General features: G+C 59.9%; 15 protein-coding genes. 8 read left to right on the top strand and 7 right to left on the bottom strand.

The window, feature by feature from the left end:
* Window positions 1–56: 56 nt before the first annotated feature.
* The 6 genes from QO005_RS09085 (at window position 57) to iolB (ending at window position 6892) form a co-directional block, all read left to right on the top strand.
* The gene (locus QO005_RS09085) at window positions 57–875 is read left to right on the top strand and encodes a MurR/RpiR family transcriptional regulator (protein WP_307157674.1); all 819 of its coding nucleotides are present in this window, start codon (window positions 57–59) and stop codon (window positions 873–875) included.
* A 107-nt stretch (window positions 876–982) separates the two neighbouring features.
* Window positions 983–2905, top strand: a complete 1923-nt coding sequence (locus tag QO005_RS09080; RefSeq protein ID WP_307157673.1) for a bifunctional 5-dehydro-2-deoxygluconokinase/5-dehydro-2-deoxyphosphogluconate aldolase — start codon at window positions 983–985, stop codon at window positions 2903–2905.
* A 199-nt stretch (window positions 2906–3104) separates the two neighbouring features.
* Entirely contained in the window at window positions 3105–4928 is a 1824-nt protein-coding gene (gene iolD, locus QO005_RS09075; RefSeq protein WP_307157672.1) for a 3D-(3,5/4)-trihydroxycyclohexane-1,2-dione acylhydrolase (decyclizing), read from the top strand.
* Window position 4929: 1 nt separating this feature from the next.
* Window positions 4930–5832, top strand: coding sequence for a myo-inosose-2 dehydratase (iolE, locus tag QO005_RS09070; protein WP_307157671.1), 903 nt, complete (start codon window positions 4930–4932; stop codon window positions 5830–5832).
* Between the two features lie 41 nt (window positions 5833–5873).
* Entirely contained in the window at window positions 5874–6086 is a 213-nt protein-coding gene (locus QO005_RS09065) for a hypothetical protein (protein WP_307157670.1), read from the top strand.
* Entirely contained in the window at window positions 6083–6892 is an 810-nt protein-coding gene (gene iolB, locus QO005_RS09060; RefSeq protein ID WP_307157669.1) for a 5-deoxy-glucuronate isomerase, read from the top strand. The genes QO005_RS09065 and iolB overlap by 4 nt, the downstream gene beginning before the upstream one ends.
* Before the next feature lie 105 nt (window positions 6893–6997).
* Here the strand turns inward: iolB and QO005_RS09055 are convergent, their stop codons facing one another.
* From QO005_RS09055 to QO005_RS09045, 3 genes are all read right to left on the bottom strand, one after another.
* Window positions 6998–7996, bottom strand: coding sequence for an aldo/keto reductase (locus QO005_RS09055; protein ID WP_307157668.1), 999 nt, complete (start codon window positions 7994–7996; stop codon window positions 6998–7000).
* A 247-nt stretch (window positions 7997–8243) separates the two neighbouring features.
* A complete protein-coding gene (locus QO005_RS09050) occupies window positions 8244–9143 on the bottom strand; it encodes a DMT family transporter (protein ID WP_307157667.1) in 900 nt (299 codons plus the stop codon).
* A 107-nt stretch (window positions 9144–9250) separates the two neighbouring features.
* A complete protein-coding gene (locus tag QO005_RS09045) occupies window positions 9251–9775 on the bottom strand; it encodes a helix-turn-helix domain-containing protein (RefSeq protein WP_307157666.1) in 525 nt (174 codons plus the stop codon).
* Between the two features lie 186 nt (window positions 9776–9961).
* On the opposite strand from QO005_RS09045, the gene QO005_RS09040 reads away from it, so the two are divergent.
* On the top strand, window positions 9962–10825 hold the full coding sequence (locus QO005_RS09040; RefSeq protein ID WP_307157665.1) for a helix-turn-helix domain-containing protein: 864 nt from the start codon (window positions 9962–9964) through the stop codon (window positions 10823–10825).
* On the opposite strand, the gene QO005_RS09035 is transcribed toward QO005_RS09040, so the two are convergent.
* The 4 genes from QO005_RS09035 to QO005_RS09020 form a co-directional block, all read right to left on the bottom strand.
* Window positions 10812–12515 carry a hybrid sensor histidine kinase/response regulator gene (locus QO005_RS09035; protein ID WP_307157664.1) on the bottom strand — a complete coding sequence of 568 codons (1704 nt, stop codon included), beginning with the start codon at window positions 12513–12515 and terminating at the stop codon, window positions 10812–10814. The genes QO005_RS09040 and QO005_RS09035 overlap by 14 nt on opposite strands.
* A complete protein-coding gene (locus tag QO005_RS09030; protein ID WP_307157663.1) occupies window positions 12512–13039 on the bottom strand; it encodes a putative pterin-binding protein in 528 nt (175 codons plus the stop codon). Before QO005_RS09030 ends, QO005_RS09035 begins: the two co-directional genes overlap by 4 nt.
* Window positions 13040–13096: 57 nt before the next feature.
* On the bottom strand, window positions 13097–13717 hold the full coding sequence (locus QO005_RS09025; RefSeq protein WP_307157662.1) for a hypothetical protein: 621 nt from the start codon (window positions 13715–13717) through the stop codon (window positions 13097–13099).
* Between the two features lie 248 nt (window positions 13718–13965).
* Entirely contained in the window at window positions 13966–15378 is a 1413-nt protein-coding gene (locus tag QO005_RS09020; protein WP_307157661.1) for an aminotransferase-like domain-containing protein, read from the bottom strand.
* A 129-nt stretch (window positions 15379–15507) separates the two neighbouring features.
* On the opposite strand from QO005_RS09020, the gene QO005_RS09015 reads away from it, so the two are divergent.
* Entirely contained in the window at window positions 15508–16386 is an 879-nt protein-coding gene (locus tag QO005_RS09015; RefSeq protein ID WP_307157660.1) for a DMT family transporter, read from the top strand.
* The last annotated feature ends 11 nt before the right edge of the window (window positions 16387–16397 follow it).

Genomic DNA, 16397 nt, shown 5'->3' with positions numbered 1-16397 from the left:
TTGCTAGAATGGTCGCGTGTTTATGTCAAGGCCGCCGAAGGCCGCAGAGGGGACGCATGCAGACAGATCAGCCGCCGGACAGCATCAAGGCCTTCGAAGACCGTCTTGCGGAGGTGACGGACCGGCTGCCGAAGCGGCTGAAGCAATGTGCGGATTACGTGGCTGCCAACAAGGACCGCATTGCCGTTTCCACCGTTGCGGAAATGGCGGAGGGGGCGGGCGTGCAGCCCTCGGCCTTCATGCGCTTCTGTCAGATTCTCGGCTTTTCCGGGTTTTCGGAGATGCAGCGGCTGTTTCGCGACAGTTTCGTCGGTGGCTGGCCGGATTATTCCACCCGCCTGAACCATCTGCGCGAGACCGGCACCGGCAGCCCCGCCGCCCTTCTTGCGGAGTTTGTCGAGGCAGGGCGTGTTTCCTTGGAAAGCCTGCTCCAGGGCATCGATCCCGTGGTGCTGGATGAGGCGGTCAAGGTGCTCTCCAAGGCACGGCTCATTCACATCATGGGCCTTCGCCGCTCCTTGCCGGTGGCAAGCTATATGGCCTATGCGCTGGAAAAAATGCAGGTGCCCGCCATGCTGCACGCCGCTGTGGGCAAGCTGGAAAGCCATCATGCGCTGCGCGAAGGCGATGCGCTGCTGGCCATTACCTTTGCGCCTTACTCCGCCGAGACCATCGATCTCGTGGAATATGCGGAAAATCGCGGTATTCCCGTCGTCGCCATGACCGATACGGTGATCAGCCCGTTGCGCAAGCGCGATACGGTGATGCTGACGGTGCAGGAGGTGGATTTCGGAGCATTCCGCTCGCTCTCGGCCACGCTCTGTCTTGCCATTGCGCTCTCGGTCGCCGTGGGAACGGCCCGTCAGGAAGATTGAATATTTGGATTGAAATGAGGAAAAATAGAATATAAAGTCCATTTTCAATTCAGACATTCCATGGGCCGTGTTGCACGGCTGAGGGACATGCGACGGGGAGGAAACAGGTGTCGAAACTCGATCTGATCACGATCGGCCGGTCTTCCGTGGACCTTTACGGTGCGCAGGTCGGCGGGCGGCTGGAGGACATGGCCTCCTTCAATAAATATATCGGCGGCTCGCCAACCAATATCGCGGCGGGAACGGCGCGGCTCGGGCTCAAATCCGCGCTGATTACCCGGGTGGGTGATGAGCATATGGGCCGTTTCATCCGCGAACAGCTGCTGCGCGAAGGCGTGGATGTGCGCGGCGTCAAGACCGATCCCAAGCGCCTGACGGCGCTGGTTCTGCTCGGCATTCGCGACGAGCATCAGTTTCCGCTGATCTTCTACCGCGAAAACTGTGCCGACATGGCGCTCTGCGAAGACGATATCGATCCGGCCTTCATTGCCGAAAGCCGTTCCGTCTGCGTCACCGGCACGCATCTGTCGCATCCCAATACCGAGGCCGCCGTGCTGAAAGCGCTGCGCCTGGCCCGGGAAAACGGCGCGAAAACGGCGCTGGACATCGATTACCGCCCCAATCTCTGGGGTCTTGCAGGCCACGGCGATGGTGAAAGCCGCTATATCGAATCGGCTGCCGTGACCGCCAAACTGCAATCGACGCTGCACTGGTTCGATCTCATCGTCGGCACGGAAGAAGAATTCCACATTGCCGGGGGCAGCACCGATACGGTGGAGGCGCTGAAGGCGGTGCGCAAGGTTTCGCAGGCGGTACTGGTCTGCAAACGCGGCCCCATGGGCGCGGTGGTGTTTGAGGGGGATGTTCCCGACAGTCTGGACAAGGGTCAGACCGGTCCCGGCTTCCCCATCGAGGTGTTCAACGTGCTTGGCGCCGGTGACGGCTTCATGTCCGGTCTTCTCAAGGGCTGGCTGACGGGCGCGGATTGGCCGACGGCTCTGAAATATGCCAATGCCTGCGGGGCTTTCGCCGTCTCCCGCCACGGCTGCACGCCGGCCTATCCGAGCTGGGAAGAGCTGCAATATTTCTACCGCACCGGCATTCGCAACAAGGCGCTGCGCAAGGATGAGGCGCTGGAACAGGTGCATTGGTCCACCAATCGCGATCGCGAATGGCCGGAAATGCGCGTTTTCGCCTTTGATCACCGCATGCAACTGGAAGCCATGTGCGATGAGGCAGGCGTCTCGCATGATCGTATCGGTGACTTCAAGAAACTGTGTCTCAAGGCTGCGCTCGAGGTCTCGGGCGGGCAGCCGGGCTACGGCATTCTCTGCGATGGCCGTCTGGGCCGCGATGCGCTTTACCAGGCCTCCGGCAGCGGTTTGTGGATTGGACGTCCCGTGGAATGGCCGGGGTCGCGTCCGCTGACGCTGGAGCCGGAACTGGGCATCGATTTCGGCGGGCTTTCCGAGTGGCCGCTGGAAAATGTCGTCAAGGTTCTCTGCTTCTATCACCCCGACGATACGGCTGAGATGAAGGCGGAGCAGGAGGCAACCGTCAAGCGGCTCTTTACCGCCGCACGACGCAACCGGCTGGAAATGCTGCTGGAAATCATCCCGTCCAAGGTCGGACCGACCGATGACGATACCGCCGCCACGATCATCCAGCGCTTCTATGACATCGGCGTCTATCCCGACTGGTGGAAGCTGGAGCCGATGAAGACTGAGGCCGCCTGGGCCAATGCCTGCGACACCATCTCCCACAATGACCCCTATACGCGTGGTATTGTGGTGCTGGGTCTCGATGCGCCTGCTGCCGAACTGGAAGCAAGCTTCAAGACGGCGGCAAGCTTCGATCTGGTGAAGGGCTTTGCCGTTGGGCGAACGATTTTCGGCGAGGCGGCGCGGCAATGGCTGGCGGGCGCACTTTCCGATGAGGATGCCATTGCCGACATGGCGCGCCGCTACCGCGATCTGGCGAGTGTCTGGGATCTGGCGCGCGGCGGCGCCCGTGAACTGAAAAGCGCCTGAACTTTAGCTTCTCGAGGAAAAGCGGAAGCCCACGAGAAGGCTACAGCGCCGCGTTTTATCAAACGCACAAAGGACGCTGTAACACTTTAAAGCTGCTGCATAATTTTCACCTTAAATCGATTCCGATTTAAGCAATTATGCAGGAGGCAAGAAACAAGAGGTGGAAGGTCGTTGCAAGGCTTTCCAAAGGGAGAGAGAGATGAAGACGGTGCGTTTGACCGCCGCGCAGGCCATGGTGCGCTATATCGCCAATCAGTTGACCCCGGAGGGCGTGCCCTTCATTTCCGGCGTCTGGGCGATTTTCGGCCATGGCAATGTGGCAGGCATCGGCGAGGCGCTGCACAGCGGACGCGATCTTGTGATCACCTGGCGCGGCCAGAATGAACAGTCCATGGCGCATGCGGCCATTGCCTATGCCAAGCAGCTTGGCCGCCGCCGCGCCATGGCGGTGACCTCTTCCATCGGTCCGGGTGCTGCCAATATGGTGACGGCGGCTGCTCTGGCGCATGTCAATCGCCTGCCGGTCCTGCTCATTCCGGGTGATGTCTTTGCCAATCGCGGCCCTGATCCGGTGCTGCAGCAGATCGAGGATTTCAACGACGGCCTGATGTCCGTCAATGATTGCTTCCGCCCGGTCAGCCGCTATTTCGACCGGATTTCCCGGCCCGAGCATCTGTTGACGGCGCTGCCGCGCGCCTTCCGCACCATGACCGACCCGGCGGATTGCGGTCCGGTCACCCTTGCCTTCTGCCAGGATACGCAAGCCGAAGCCTATGACTATCCGGAAAGCTTCTTCGAACCGAAGGTCTGGCATATTCGCCGCCCGCGTCCCGACGAGGAAGAGCTTGCCCGCGCCATTGCCGCCATCAAGGCCGCGAAACAGCCGGTGATCGTGGCCGGCGGCGGCGTGCATTTTTCCGGCGCCACGGACACGCTGAAGGCTTTTGCGGAAAAGCACCAGATTGCGGTGGTGGAATCGCAGGCCGGCAAATCCTCGCTCGCCTGGGATGAGCCGATGAATTTCGGCGCTGTCGGCGTGACCGGCACGGCGGCTGCCAATGCGCTGTGCGAAACCGCCGATCTTGTCATCGGTGTCGGCACCCGCTTCCAGGACTTTACCACCGGCTCCTGGGCGCTGTTTAAAAATCCGCGCCGCAAGCTGCTGGCGCTCAACATCCAGCCCTATGACAGTGCCAAGCACGATGCGATCCCGCTCGTCGCGGACGCAAAGGTCGGGCTGGAGCTGATATCGAAGGCGCTGGGTGACCATCGTTTCCCCTCTCCCGATGCCCGCCTCAAGGCTGACTGGTTTGCCAGGGCCGATGCCGCCACCGCCGCGCCGCAGGATGGCAACAGCCTGCCTACCGACATGCAGGTGATCGGCGCGGTGCAGCGCCAGTCGCGCGACAATACGGTGGTGATGTGCGCCGCCGGCACCATGCCGGGCGAATTGCACCAGCTCTGGAAGGCCAAGCTGCCGCTTTCCTACCATATGGAATACGGCTTTTCCTGCATGGGCTATGAAGTGGCGGGCGGTCTGGGCATCAAGATGGCCGAGCCGCATCGTGACGTGATCGTCATGGTGGGCGACGGTTCCTACATGATGATGAACTCGGAACTGGTCACCGCCGTGGCGCTGAACCAGAAGATTACCCTGGTGATCACCGATAATCGCGGCTATGGCTGCATCAACCGGCTGCAAATGGGCACCGGCGGTGCGGAGTTCAACAATCTCTACGCCCACACCTCGCATGTGAACCCGCCTGCCATCGATTTTGCCGCCCATGCGGCTGCCATGGGCGCGGATGCCCGCAAGGTTTCCAGCATTGCCGAGCTGGAAGAGGCGCTGGCCGCGGCCCGGGAGGCCACCAATACCACCGTCATTGTCATCGACACCGACCCCTATCCGGCCATGGAGGAAGGCGGTTTCTGGTGGGATGTCGCCGTGCCGGAAGTGTCGGTACGTCAGGAAGTCAAGGATGCCCGTGCGCAATACGAGGCTATGATCAAGGAAAGACAGTAAGATGATCCTCTACGGAACCAACCCGATTGCCTGGTCCAATGATGACGACCGCACCCTCGGCGCGCATATCAGCCTGGAACAGTGCCTGGATGAAACCGCCAAGATCGGTTTCGACGGCATCGAAAAGGGCCACAAGCTGCCCACCACGCCGGAAGGCCTGAACGAGGTTCTGTCGCCGCGTGGCCTGAAATTCGTCTCCGGCTGGCACTCGCTGAACGTGCTGACCAACAGCATCGAAGAGGAAAAGGCCGCCATGCAGCCCTTCCTCGACCTGCTCAAGGCCATGGGCTGCAAGGTGATCATCACCTGCGAGACCTCCAATGCCATTCACGGCGATGACGGCAAGCCGCTGGTCGACCGTCCCCGGCTCTCCAAGGATGAATGGGTGAAATTCGGCGCCGGTGTCGAAGAACTGGCGAAATATGCCGCCGATCAGGGCATTGCGCTGGTCTATCACCACCATATGGGGACGATTGTCGAAAGCGAAGAGGAAATCGACGCCTTCATGGCCCATACCGGCCCGCATACCAAGCTGCTGCTGGATACCGGCCATTGCTTCTTCGGTGGTGGTCATCCGGAGCGTGTCGCGCAGAAATACATGGACCGCGTCGGTCATATCCATTGCAAGAACGTCCGTCCGCTCATTGCCAAGCAGGTGCGTGATGAAAAGCTGTCCTTCCTCGAAGGCGTGCGCCGTGGTGTCTTCACCGTGCCGGGCGATAGCGAAGGCGGCGTAAACTTCCCGCCGGTGCTTAAAATCGCAGCCGAACACGGCTATGAGGGCTGGCTGGTGATCGAGGCCGAGCAGGATCCGAATGTCCGCAAGCCCTATGACTACCAGAGCCTCGGCCTTGCCTCGCTCAAGGCCATGGCCAAGGCTGCCGGGCTGGATAAAAATTCATAAAAAGGCTTTACGGCCTTCTTCATCAAACAAGGACAAGGCCGATGAATTTTCTCGATCCCCACCACCCGTTCTTCAAACCGCTCTGGGTGCGTGTTCTCACTGTTCTGGTGCCGCTGGTCTGGGCGGGGGTCGAGCTTTACAGCGGTGAGGCCGGCTGGGCGATCATTTCCTTCGCGCTCGCCTTTTACGCCGCGTTGCAGCTCTTCTGGGTGTTTTACAAGAAACCCGGCAAGGACAAGGGAGAGACACCATGAGCAAGCTTCTGAGGAAGCCCGTTGCCGAAAGCGGCAAGGTCCACGACATCACGCCTGCAAGTGCCGAATGGGGCTATGTCGGCTTTGGCCTGTACAAGCTGAAGGCGGGCGAAAAAGCTGCCGAGCCGACCGGCGAAACGGAAGTCATCCTCGTTCTGGTGGAAGGCAAGGCGGACATATCCGCCGCAGGCAAATGCTTCGGCACGCTGGGCGACCGGATGAACGTGTTCGAAAAAAAGCCGCCACATTGCGTCTATGTTCCCGCTGGCAGCGACTGGTCGGCTGTCGCCACCACCGACGTGACGCTTGCCGTCTGCACCGCACCGGGCAAGCCGGGGCGCGAAGCTCAGGTGATCGGCCCCCAAGGGGTCAGCCTGACCGAGCGTGGCAAGGGCGCCAATACCCGCTATATCTTCCCGATTGCCATGGAAGAGCGCGACGTGGCCGACAGTCTGCTGGTGACGGAAGTCTTCACCCCGCAGGGCAACTGGTCCTCCTATCCGCCACACCGGCATGACGAGGATAATTTCCCCGATATGACCTATCTGGAAGAAACCTATTACCACCGTCTCAACCCTGCGCAGGGTTTCGGCTTCCAGCGCGTCTTCACCGAGGATGGCTCGCTGGACGAGACCATGGCCGTGGCCGATGGCGATGTGGTGTTGGTGCCCAAGGGCCATCACCCCTGCGGCGCTCCCTATGGCTATGAGATGTATTATCTCAACGTCATGGCCGGGCCGATGCGCAAATGGCGCTTCAGGAACCACCCCGATCACGACTGGATCTTCAAGCGCGACAATCCCTGAACCGCGCCGCTGCCTTCTTCCGCTACAGCGCCGGGCGTTTTTATCAAGCGCACGGCGCTGTAAGGAATCATGCAGTAAAAAGATCTTCGCGGAAGCTGCTTTTCCTTACCGGTTTGCCATCCGCGCCATCTGCTCGGGATAGCGTTCACCCTTGACTTTGGCGGGCGAGAGCAGATCCCGGAGCGTGAGCAGATCGCCGGCGCTCAAGGTGAGGTCGGCGGCAGCGATATTGTTTTCCAGATTGGCGATTTTCGTCGTGCCGGGAATGGGCACGATGAAATCGCCCTGCGCAAGGACCCAGGCGAGCGCCAATTGACCGGCGGTGGTGTTCTTCTCATGGGCCATGGCTTGCAGCGTTTCGATGAGCGTGAGATTAGCCTCGAAATTCTCCGCCTGGAAGCGCGGGAGCGCCCGGCGGAAATCCGTATCGGAAAGGGTTTTTACATCCTTCAACGCGCCGGTCAGCGCACCACGGCCAAGCGGTGAGAAGGGAACAAAGCCGATGCCAAGCTGCCGGCAGGTTTCCAGCACGCCGTTTTCCTCCACCTCCCGGCTCCAGAGCGAATACTCGCTTTGAATGGCGGCAATCGGGTGGGTGGCATGCGCCCGGCGCAGCGTGGCGGCGCTCGCCTCTGACAGGCCGAGATAGCGGATCTTGCCTTCCTTCACCAGATCGGCCATGGCCCCCACGGTCTCCTCGATCGGCACGTCCGGGTCCACCCGGTGCTGATAGAAGAGATCGATCACCTCTACGCCCAGCCGCTTGAGCGAGGCTTCCGCCACCGCCTTCACATGCGCCGGGCGGCTATCGACTCCGGAAGGACGCTCCGCCTTGGCGGCGTCGCCGATGGTGAAGCCGAACTTGGTAGCGATGGCGACCTTGTCGCGATGTCTTTTCAGGCCCTGGCCCACCAGTTCTTCATTGGTGAAGGGGCCGTAGACCTCGGCCGTGTCGAACAGCGTCACACCCAGCTCAACGGCGCGGTCCAGAAGGACAAAGGCGTCCGCCTCGCTGAGCGGCGTGCCATAGGCGTGGCTCATGCCCATGCAGCCGAGACCGAGGCTTGAGACGGAGAGCGAGGATCCCAACAGACGGTTTTTCATGATGATGCTCCTTTGCGAGACTGCTGCATGATTTCGCCCAGGGGAACCTGTTTAGAGCATAATTCGACCGGAGTGAAATGAGGATCGATAAAATTATGCAGCAGATTTAAAGTGTTACAGCGTCCTTTGTGCGTTTGATAAAACGCACGGCGCTGTAAGGTGAAAATCATAGGGCAGGTATAGAACGCCGTAACGCCAAAAACGTGTCGTTCCCTTAAAGCCGCAATTGGACTTTTATCAGAAATATCTATCTCTGCTGCAACTGCGGGGCCGGTCGCTCTGGCAGGCGGATGAACATGACCACGTTTCCGGCCAGTGTCAGGGCAAGACCCAGCATGGCGGCAATCGTCCAGTGATAATCCTCGTAAAATGTCGAAAGCGTCAAGGCCACGACAGGGAAAAGCACCGTCGCATAGGCTGCCCTCTGTGATCCCATGCGGGATACCAGCATCAGATAGGTGGTGAAGCCAACCACCGAACCAATGGCGGCCAGATAGAGCATGGCGGCCAGATAGGTGGGGTTCGGCGGCGGGACGATCGGCGTGCCGGTAACGGCAATCAGAAACAGCAGCAGTAGCGCGCCGTAACTCATCCCCCAGGCATTGGCGATGACCGGCGCGACACCGGAGGCGCTGTTGCGACGGGACGCCATGTTGCCCAGGGAAAAGAACAGCGTGCCGAGTGCTGCAAGGCCTATGCCCTTCCAGGCTTCAGGATTGCTGCTGGCGGCAATATCCGGCCCGAACAGCAGCACCAGACCGGAGGCGCCGAGCGCTGTTGCCAGAAGCGCGCGGGGGCTGATGCCATCACCGAAGAACAGCCTGGCATTGAAGACATTATAAATCGTCGCCAGCGAAAAAATCACCGAGATCAGGCCGGAGGGAATATAATGGGAGGCCTGGTAGAAGCAGATGAAATTGCAGCAGAACAGGCAAAGGGCCTGGGCCGCGATGAAGGGGTGATGCTTCATCGCCGGCCATGTCAGGCGACCGGTCAGGACCAGCGCCGCCACCAGCAGCAGGGCTGCGGTGGCAAAACGATAGAATACCGAGACCAGGACCGGCACGGGACCGACTTGCAGCGCAATGGCGATCCAGGTGGTGCCCCAGATCAGCACGGTCGAGAAAAACAACAGGAAATTCGTCATCGGCTCCGATACCACTCATGTCACGGGTGGTTTATGAAGTCGTATCCCTGCGCGGGCAAGTTGCCATGATGGCGGGCCCCGAAAAAGTCCTGTCGCCGCGCAGTCTTTCACGTTCCGGTTTCAAGTCCGCCCGCATCTGTGGGGTTTTGGGCGAGTGTGCGCATCAATTCGAGAACCTTGTCACGGATTGTCTTGTCTTTGATCTTCGGAAACGCCATGTTTAGTTCCCGCCCCTCCCGGGAAGAGGCAAAACGGATCAGATCCTCCGAATCCTCTGCCGTTTCTGGCCTACAGTCCTGCTCTGATGTGTCATCGAAGAAATAGCCCACTGGCACATGCAGCACCCTTGAGATAATGTTCATGCGATTTGGCGAAATGCGGTTATACCCGCCTTCATATTTCTGAACTTGCTGAAAGGTGACGCCCAGTTCCTGGCCCAGTTTTTGCTGGGTCAAACCCAGCATCACGCGCCGCAAGCGAACGCGTTCGCCAATTTTTGCATCGATCGGATCAACCCGCTTGGCATTCCTGCTGCCCATGGCAGAACCCCTTGGATGGTTGGAATAAATATGAATGTCGAAAATGGCTCGGAAATGAAAATCGGGCGTTGTTCTCAAAACAGGCAGGTTCAACAACCTCTGATCTGCTTGCGAATAAACGCCCGCATGCGATAAAATCCCACGAAAATTCAAGTCTGTATTGCTACGATCATTTCAAGGATGAGCTGGGACGCGCAAGGCTGACAATCCGCCTGCATTCTACCCTATGAAGGCTTCCCCCTTTTCACAAACCGCAGATTGAAACGATAGGAACACTGAATGAAAAGCGAATCAAGCGATATTTCTGCGGAGATGAGCGTTATGCGCGCAGATGACGACGAGGTGGGGCTGGCGTCACGGTGTGTGGCACTGCTTTTGGCGCGGCATGGCATTCCGAAATATCGTTACGCCGTCACCGTTTCGGAAATTCTCGGCCTTTCCTATTCCGCCGGCAACCGTCGCATGACCATGGCTTCCTCCTGGTCGCTGGAGGAGTTGAAGCGCATTGCCGAGCATTTCAACGAGACGCTGGAGGAACTGATAGCCTCCTACCGCGCCGATGCCTTCACGGAAGCGTCGATTGTCATCAATGGCCATATCATTCCTTGCCGGATACAGCTTGGCCATCTCTCCGCCAATGTGCTGCCCGGTACGCTGATTGCCAAGAAGATCGACGAGAAGTGGCAGGTGATGACGGCGGATGCCAAGCCGGGCGCGCCGGTGCATCTGGTTAGCCGCGTGTGGATCGAGAACACGTCGCGCAAACGCCGTATCGCCATTCTGGAGGATCACGCCGATACGGCCGAAACCATTCTGCAATATGTGGAAACGGCCGGTTTCGAGGCGGAGATCTTCAACGACGTCCACGCGCTTGCCGACAATATCAGCTTCGATGCCTATATTCTGGATTGGGTGATCAAGGCCGAGAACCGTCCGCAAACGGCCTTCGAACTGGTCAGCAAGATCCGGGCGACGGATGTCTATTGCCCGATCGTCATTCTGACCGGGGAGATCAACACCGGCAATGCCGATGCCGATAGCATTGCCGTGGCGCTGACCCGCTATGACCTGAAGTTCTTCACCAAGCCCGTCAGCATGCCGATCCTGATCGCCGCCTTGAATTCCAGCTTCAAAACCGGATGATGTCTGTCAATTGATGCCGGTGGAGCGGCTTGACCAGCAGTACGTCGAAATGCGCCGCTTCCTCGGGGCTCTGGTGCGAGGCGGCTGACATGCCGATCAGCTTCATCTTGCGCCATTTTTCCGTCTTTCGGATATGGGCCGCCAGTTCCGGGCCGGACATGACCGGCATGTTCAGGTCGATGAAGATCGCGCTGTAGCGATGCGCTGCGATATGGTTGAGCGCCGACATGCCGGAATTGGCAGTGTCGGTGCTGTAGCCGAGGCTTTGCAGGACATCGGAAAGACCTGTCAGCAGATGGGTCTCGTCATCCACGACAAGCACGCGTTTGTCGTCCTGGTCCATGCCTTTCGAAGGTTGTTCGGAAACGGCAACCACCGGGATGGTGACGTCGAAAATCGTGCCGTGGTCGGGCTGGTTTCGAATGGCGATGCGCGCGTCAAGCTGGGTGGCCAGCGTATGGACAACCGAAAGCCCGATGCCGCGCCCCTGGCCAAGGCTGTGCAGGCCCTTGGCCGCATAGCTCTGCTTAATCACGCGGGGCGGCAGGCCCGGCCCGGTATCGGAAATGCGGAAGGTGAGCATTCCGGCCTCAGGGTTGAAAGAGACGATCTCGATCCTGACATGGCCGGTGGAGGTGTATTTGATCGAGTTGGAGATCAGATTGTGCAGGATCTGCCCGATGCGTTCGCCATCGGCCACCACGAAGATATCCTGATCGGGATAGGCTTCCTGCACTTCGAGGTTCTTCGCCCTGGCATCCCCGAGATAGGTCCTGACCACCTCATGCACAAGTTCCCGGGCTTCGAAAGCGAAAGGCTGCAATTCGATATAGCCTGTCTGCGCCCGGGCAAGCGTCAGCATGTCGCGAAGCTGCACGGCCAGGCTGTTGGCGGCGCGGCGAATGCGGCCGTTGAGCTCCACCCGCGTGGCTGCCTCCTGCGGTTTTTCCAGCAGATCCAGGGCCGAAATGATCACCTGCAGCGAGGTCCGCAACTCATGGCTGACCATGGCGAGGAAGGTGACCTTGTCGGAGACCGCGGCCTCCGCAGCCTCCACCGCGCGGGTGCGGGAAAAAATCATCCGGAAATAGGAAATGGAAATCAGGATGAAGGAGAGGATGGCCAGAATGAGAACGATCGAGACGATCAGCACCGCCTTCTTCAGTGACCTGATGCTGCGGAAATATTTTTCCTTGAGCAGATTGTCCCGTGTCCAGGCGATATCGGACAGCCTGTTCAGATGCTGTTTGATGACATCGATCTTCCGCATGTAGTCCCGGGCCTGCGGGCCGTTCGGATTTTCCGGAATGCTTGGAAGAACAGTCTCAGAAAACTCCCGGAGAAGGGGGGCCATCTCGGAATAGCCGGGAAGCTTGCTATAGCTCCTGCTGAGTTCGGAGGGGCGGATCAGGATATTGATACCCGAGATCGCCACATTGGTATGCAGGCTGAGCGCACCATCGGGCAGCGCATCGCCATTGGCGATGCGGTTGAGATCGTCGGCAACCCTGTCGAATTGCCGGATGACCTGGGTGGTCTGCCAATAGAAGTAAAGCGGATTGGCCTCGGTCGAGGAATCCTGCCTGTCGATCTCGCCTTCGATCTGCAGCCAGTGATAGGCGCCGACGCTGAAGCAGATGACGACGAAGATCGCCGGGATCAGGAACCAGAGCAGGCCGGTCTTTTTCATTCCACTTCGATCCCGCAAAGCTGCCAGACCATGTAGGAAGTGCCGAGCGGTGTATCGATATCTTCCCTGTACTGGTCTCTGGGCAGCATCACGAAGATCGGCCCGAAATCCGAGATCTTCAGCCGCTCGTTATCCTTGCTATGCGCCAGTATCGCGCCGTATTTCTCCAGAAACGCCCGGCTCGCTTCCACGGCGAAGTTATCCAGCGCCACAAGCCGTAATTTGTCGCCCGTGGCACCGGCCTTGTCCAGAGCATCCTTGAGCAGCGGGCCGGTGAATCGGCTCTTTTCCGTCCAGAGCGTCGCCGTCGTGATGTCGTGTGCGGGCAGGGCCATGAAATCCTGCTCGCTGAACTGATAGGAGTTGGTGTCCTTGTCCTTGATGGTCGCGATATTACCGGAAACGTTCAGGAAGGCATGGCTCACGCAGCCATTCGGAACGATTTCCCCTGCCTGGGCAATCCGAGCCTCCATGAATACGGCGCCCGCAATCAGGAGCATGGAGATCGTCTTGAAGCGCATCATCGGTCTGGTCCGCAAATAGAGGGGGTGGCCGGGGAGCGGCGGGTCGGGGAAACCGGCTTACCAGCCGATATCCCAGGGACGGGGCTTGCCGTGGAAGATGACGATGCGGGCATTGTCCGGAACGGTGCCATTGCCCGTCTCGTCATCATGTTCGGCTGGCCGGACATGCGATTTCCAGGAAACGATCTGGCCGGGCAGCAGATCCTGGAAACGCTTGGCATTGCCCAGCCAGAAACGCTCCAGAAAGGCCTGATCGCCACCCTTTTCATAGGTGCGCATCCAGTGGTCCGGCTGCTCGATCCAGGCCTGCCAGACGGGCGCTCGCGCGGCCTCCGGGAGAACCATGATCGAGGATTGCAGCCCGTCGGGACGGTAGATGTCACGCATCAGCGTCAGCTCCCGAATGGCGGCAATGTCCGACAGGTCGCCGACAATGGAGGTGTCGAGGTCCATGAACAGGATATCGCCTTTGATGTCGGGGCGAAACAGTTCCATCTTCGACCACCAGCCCGGCCCGTCATGTAGGAGCGGCAGCGTGGTGACGCCATCGACCTGGCAATCCGCAAGGCAGCGGAAATCGGCCTCGGGATAATGGCGGATGACCTGCTGTTTGAGCCGCTGGACGTGATCGGGCTTGTATTCGCCGCCCGACCGCAAAACACAGAAAATCGAAACCATGAATAATAAGCCTTGCTCTTAAAAATGCCGATGGAACGGGGTTTCCTTGCCGGATCGTTCCGCCGCCTGACGTGGTCTTATAGCATATCGCTGCCATTTGGCAGCAGGCCAAGTGCCTACTGCATAATTCCTTAAATCGGAATCGATTTAAGGATAAAATTATGCAGCAGATTTAAAGTGTTACAGCGTCCTTTGTGCGTTTGATAAAACGCACGGCGCTGTAAGGCTCTTCCGTCGCAAATTTTCTCTCAGTTACCTCGTCCGGCAGCCAGCGCCGCCTCCAGCGCCCGCCAGGGACGCGCATCGTCCATATGGGCCACATTGAAGCGCATGAACGTCTCTGCTGTCAGCGAGGGGCTGAAGACATTGCCGGGCGCGAAGATGACGCCCGCTTGCAAGGCGCGCTGGGCGACATCACTGGATCCTATGCCTTCCGGCAGGCGGCACCAGAGATAGAAGCCGCCGCGCGGCATCAGCCAGGGCGTGACGCCGAGCCCCGCCAGCCTTTCCGCCACCTGACTGCGGCTTGCGGCAAGGCGGCTGCGCAATTGGTCGAGATGGCGGCGATAGGCGCCGCCGGACAGGACATGCTGCACCATATCGGTGATCAGCGGGCTGGGGCCGCCGAAATGACAGGCGATCTGCAAATCGGTCAGGGCCTTGATCCAGTCCGGCCGGGTGGCGATATAGCCGCAGCGGAGCGATGCCGACAGCGTCTTTGAAAAGCTGCCGATCCGGATGACCCGCTCCAGCCCATCCAGCCTGGGATAGGTGAGGGAGGGGTCCGGTTCGAAATCCGTGAAGATGTCATCTTCTATGACCAGCATCTCTGCCCGCGTGACGATGCTGAGCAGCCGAAAGGCGATTTGCGGCGAAAGCGTTGCGCCGGTCGGATTGTGCAGGGCGGAATTGGTGAGATAGAGCCGGGGCTTCTCCCGGTTGACCGCAGTCTCGAAAGCCTCAATGTCCGGCCCCTGCGGCGTCATGGGCACGGGAATGATCCGCACCTGATGCGCCTTGAGCGAGGTCTGGAAGTTGAAATAGGAGGGATCGTCGACAATCACGCCGTCGCCCGGCCTGAGCAGAAGACGGCAGATGAGATCGAGCGATTGCGTGCCGGAGCCGGTCAAGATCAATTGCTCCTCCTGCACGGGAAGCCCCTGATCGTAAAGCCGGGATGCCAGGAGCTTGCGCAGCGCCGCGCTGCCACGCGACGTCCCATAGGCCGTCAGCGCTTCCACCCGGCGGCTTGCAGCCTTCAGCCCGGCGGCAAGGGCGGCATTCGGCATCCAGTCTGGCGGCAGCCAGCCGCAGCCCGGGCGGGAACTGCCGGGTGCTGAATCCAGCGATTGCCGCGAGACCCAGAAGGGGTCGATGCTGCGGGGCCGTTCAGCCTCGCTTTCCGCCAGCTTCAGAGGCGGCGGCAACTGGTCTGCCACGTAAAAGCCGGAGCCCTTGCGCGCACGGATCAATCCTTCCGCCACCAGCCGGTCATAGGCCTCGACCACGGTGGACGGTGAAACGCCCATGTCCTCAGCCAGTTTACGAATCGAGGGGAGCCGGTCCCCCGCCGCCAGTTGCCGGGCCGCCAGCCGATCCCGGATGGCCGTCACCACCGCCGCCAGGCGGGATCGATTTGGTGAAAAGGGTGTATCAAGCATAAAGTGTATGCCTTTTGTCGTCCATACAGTTTGGCAAAATTGTATGCGTGTGTTTCTGGTCTGCCAAGAGCTGACAGAGGAAAAGAGCAAGGGTCAAGTTTTGTGAAACGATAGAACGGGAATGCATCTATGACGACAATCGTGGCAAGCCATGCCTCTCTCAAAGGCTGGGGGAGTGGCCTTGCGGGTGTTCTGATTTTCAGCGGCTCGCTTCCGGCGACGCGGCTTGCGCTGCAGGATTTTCCGCCGCTGTTTCTCACCTCGGCGCGGGCGGTGATTGCCGCAATTCTCGGCGCTGGCCTGCTTCTGGTGCTGCGTCAGCGTCGGCCTGAACCCGCTCAGCTGGTTTCGCTCGCCGTTGTGGCGCTGGGCGTGGTCGTCGGCTTTCCGCTGCTGACGGCGTTGGCCTTGCAGAGCATCACCTCTGCGCAATCCATCGTGTTCATCGGTCTTCTACCCCTGGTGACAGCACTGTTCGGCGTGGTGCGGGCGGGCGAGCGGCCCAAGCCTGCCTTCTGGCTCTGTGCCGGTTTCGGTGCCGTGCTGGTCGCTGGCTTTGCCGGATTTTCAGCCTCTGCCATGCCGCTGCGCGGCGCAGGCTTCATGCTGGCGGCCATTACCGTCTGCGGGCTGGGTTACGCGGAAGGGGCGCGATTGTCCCGCGCATTGGGCGGCTGGCAGGTGATCAGCTGGGCGCTGCTTCTATCTCTTCCCTGCATGCTGCCGGTGGCTTTCATCACCTTGCCCGCAAGCCTCACGGCCATCTCCGCAGCAGGCTGGGCCGGGCTTGCCTATGTCTCCCTGTTCAGCATGATGCTGGGCTTCGTTTTCTGGTATCGGGGGCTGGCATTGGGCGGCATCGCCGCCGTCGGGCAATTGCAGCTTCTTCAGCCGTTTTTCGGTTTCGTGCTGGCGGCTGCCCTGCTGCATGAGCAGGTGAGTGGGGCCATGCTTTTTACCGCGCTCTTCGTGGTGGCAAGCGTTGCTGGCGCTAAAAAATTCGCGTGACGGCGAAGGGT

The organism is Allorhizobium paknamense (assembly GCF_030815125.1).
GTDB lineage: Bacteria > Pseudomonadota > Alphaproteobacteria > Rhizobiales > Rhizobiaceae > Allorhizobium > Allorhizobium paknamense.
This window is presented reverse-complemented; position numbering and strand designations above follow the sequence as displayed.

Excerpts from the sequence above, each read along its gene's own strand:
- QO005_RS09055 (WP_307157668.1), bottom strand. The coding sequence starts at position 7,996 with ATGAAAAACCGTCTGTTGGGATCCTCGCTCTCCGTCTCAAGCCTCGGT.
- QO005_RS09050 (WP_307157667.1), bottom strand. The coding sequence starts at position 9,143 with ATGACGAATTTCCTGTTGTTTTTCTCGACCGTGCTGATCTGGGGCACC.
- QO005_RS09015 (WP_307157660.1), top strand. The coding sequence starts at position 15,508 with ATGACGACAATCGTGGCAAGCCATGCCTCTCTCAAAGGCTGGGGGAGT.
- QO005_RS09085 (WP_307157674.1), top strand. The coding sequence starts at position 57 with ATGCAGACAGATCAGCCGCCGGACAGCATCAAGGCCTTCGAAGACCGT.
- iolB (WP_307157669.1), top strand. The coding sequence starts at position 6,083 with ATGAGCAAGCTTCTGAGGAAGCCCGTTGCCGAAAGCGGCAAGGTCCAC.
- iolD (WP_307157672.1), top strand. The coding sequence starts at position 3,105 with ATGAAGACGGTGCGTTTGACCGCCGCGCAGGCCATGGTGCGCTATATC.
- QO005_RS09020 (WP_307157661.1), bottom strand. The coding sequence starts at position 15,378 with ATGCTTGATACACCCTTTTCACCAAATCGATCCCGCCTGGCGGCGGTG.
- QO005_RS09065 (WP_307157670.1), top strand. The coding sequence starts at position 5,874 with ATGAATTTTCTCGATCCCCACCACCCGTTCTTCAAACCGCTCTGGGTG.
- iolE (WP_307157671.1), top strand. The coding sequence starts at position 4,930 with ATGATCCTCTACGGAACCAACCCGATTGCCTGGTCCAATGATGACGAC.
- QO005_RS09035 (WP_307157664.1), bottom strand. The coding sequence starts at position 12,515 with ATGAAAAAGACCGGCCTGCTCTGGTTCCTGATCCCGGCGATCTTCGTC.
- QO005_RS09025 (WP_307157662.1), bottom strand. The coding sequence starts at position 13,717 with ATGGTTTCGATTTTCTGTGTTTTGCGGTCGGGCGGCGAATACAAGCCC.
- QO005_RS09030 (WP_307157663.1), bottom strand. The coding sequence starts at position 13,039 with ATGATGCGCTTCAAGACGATCTCCATGCTCCTGATTGCGGGCGCCGTA.
- QO005_RS09040 (WP_307157665.1), top strand. The coding sequence starts at position 9,962 with ATGAAAAGCGAATCAAGCGATATTTCTGCGGAGATGAGCGTTATGCGC.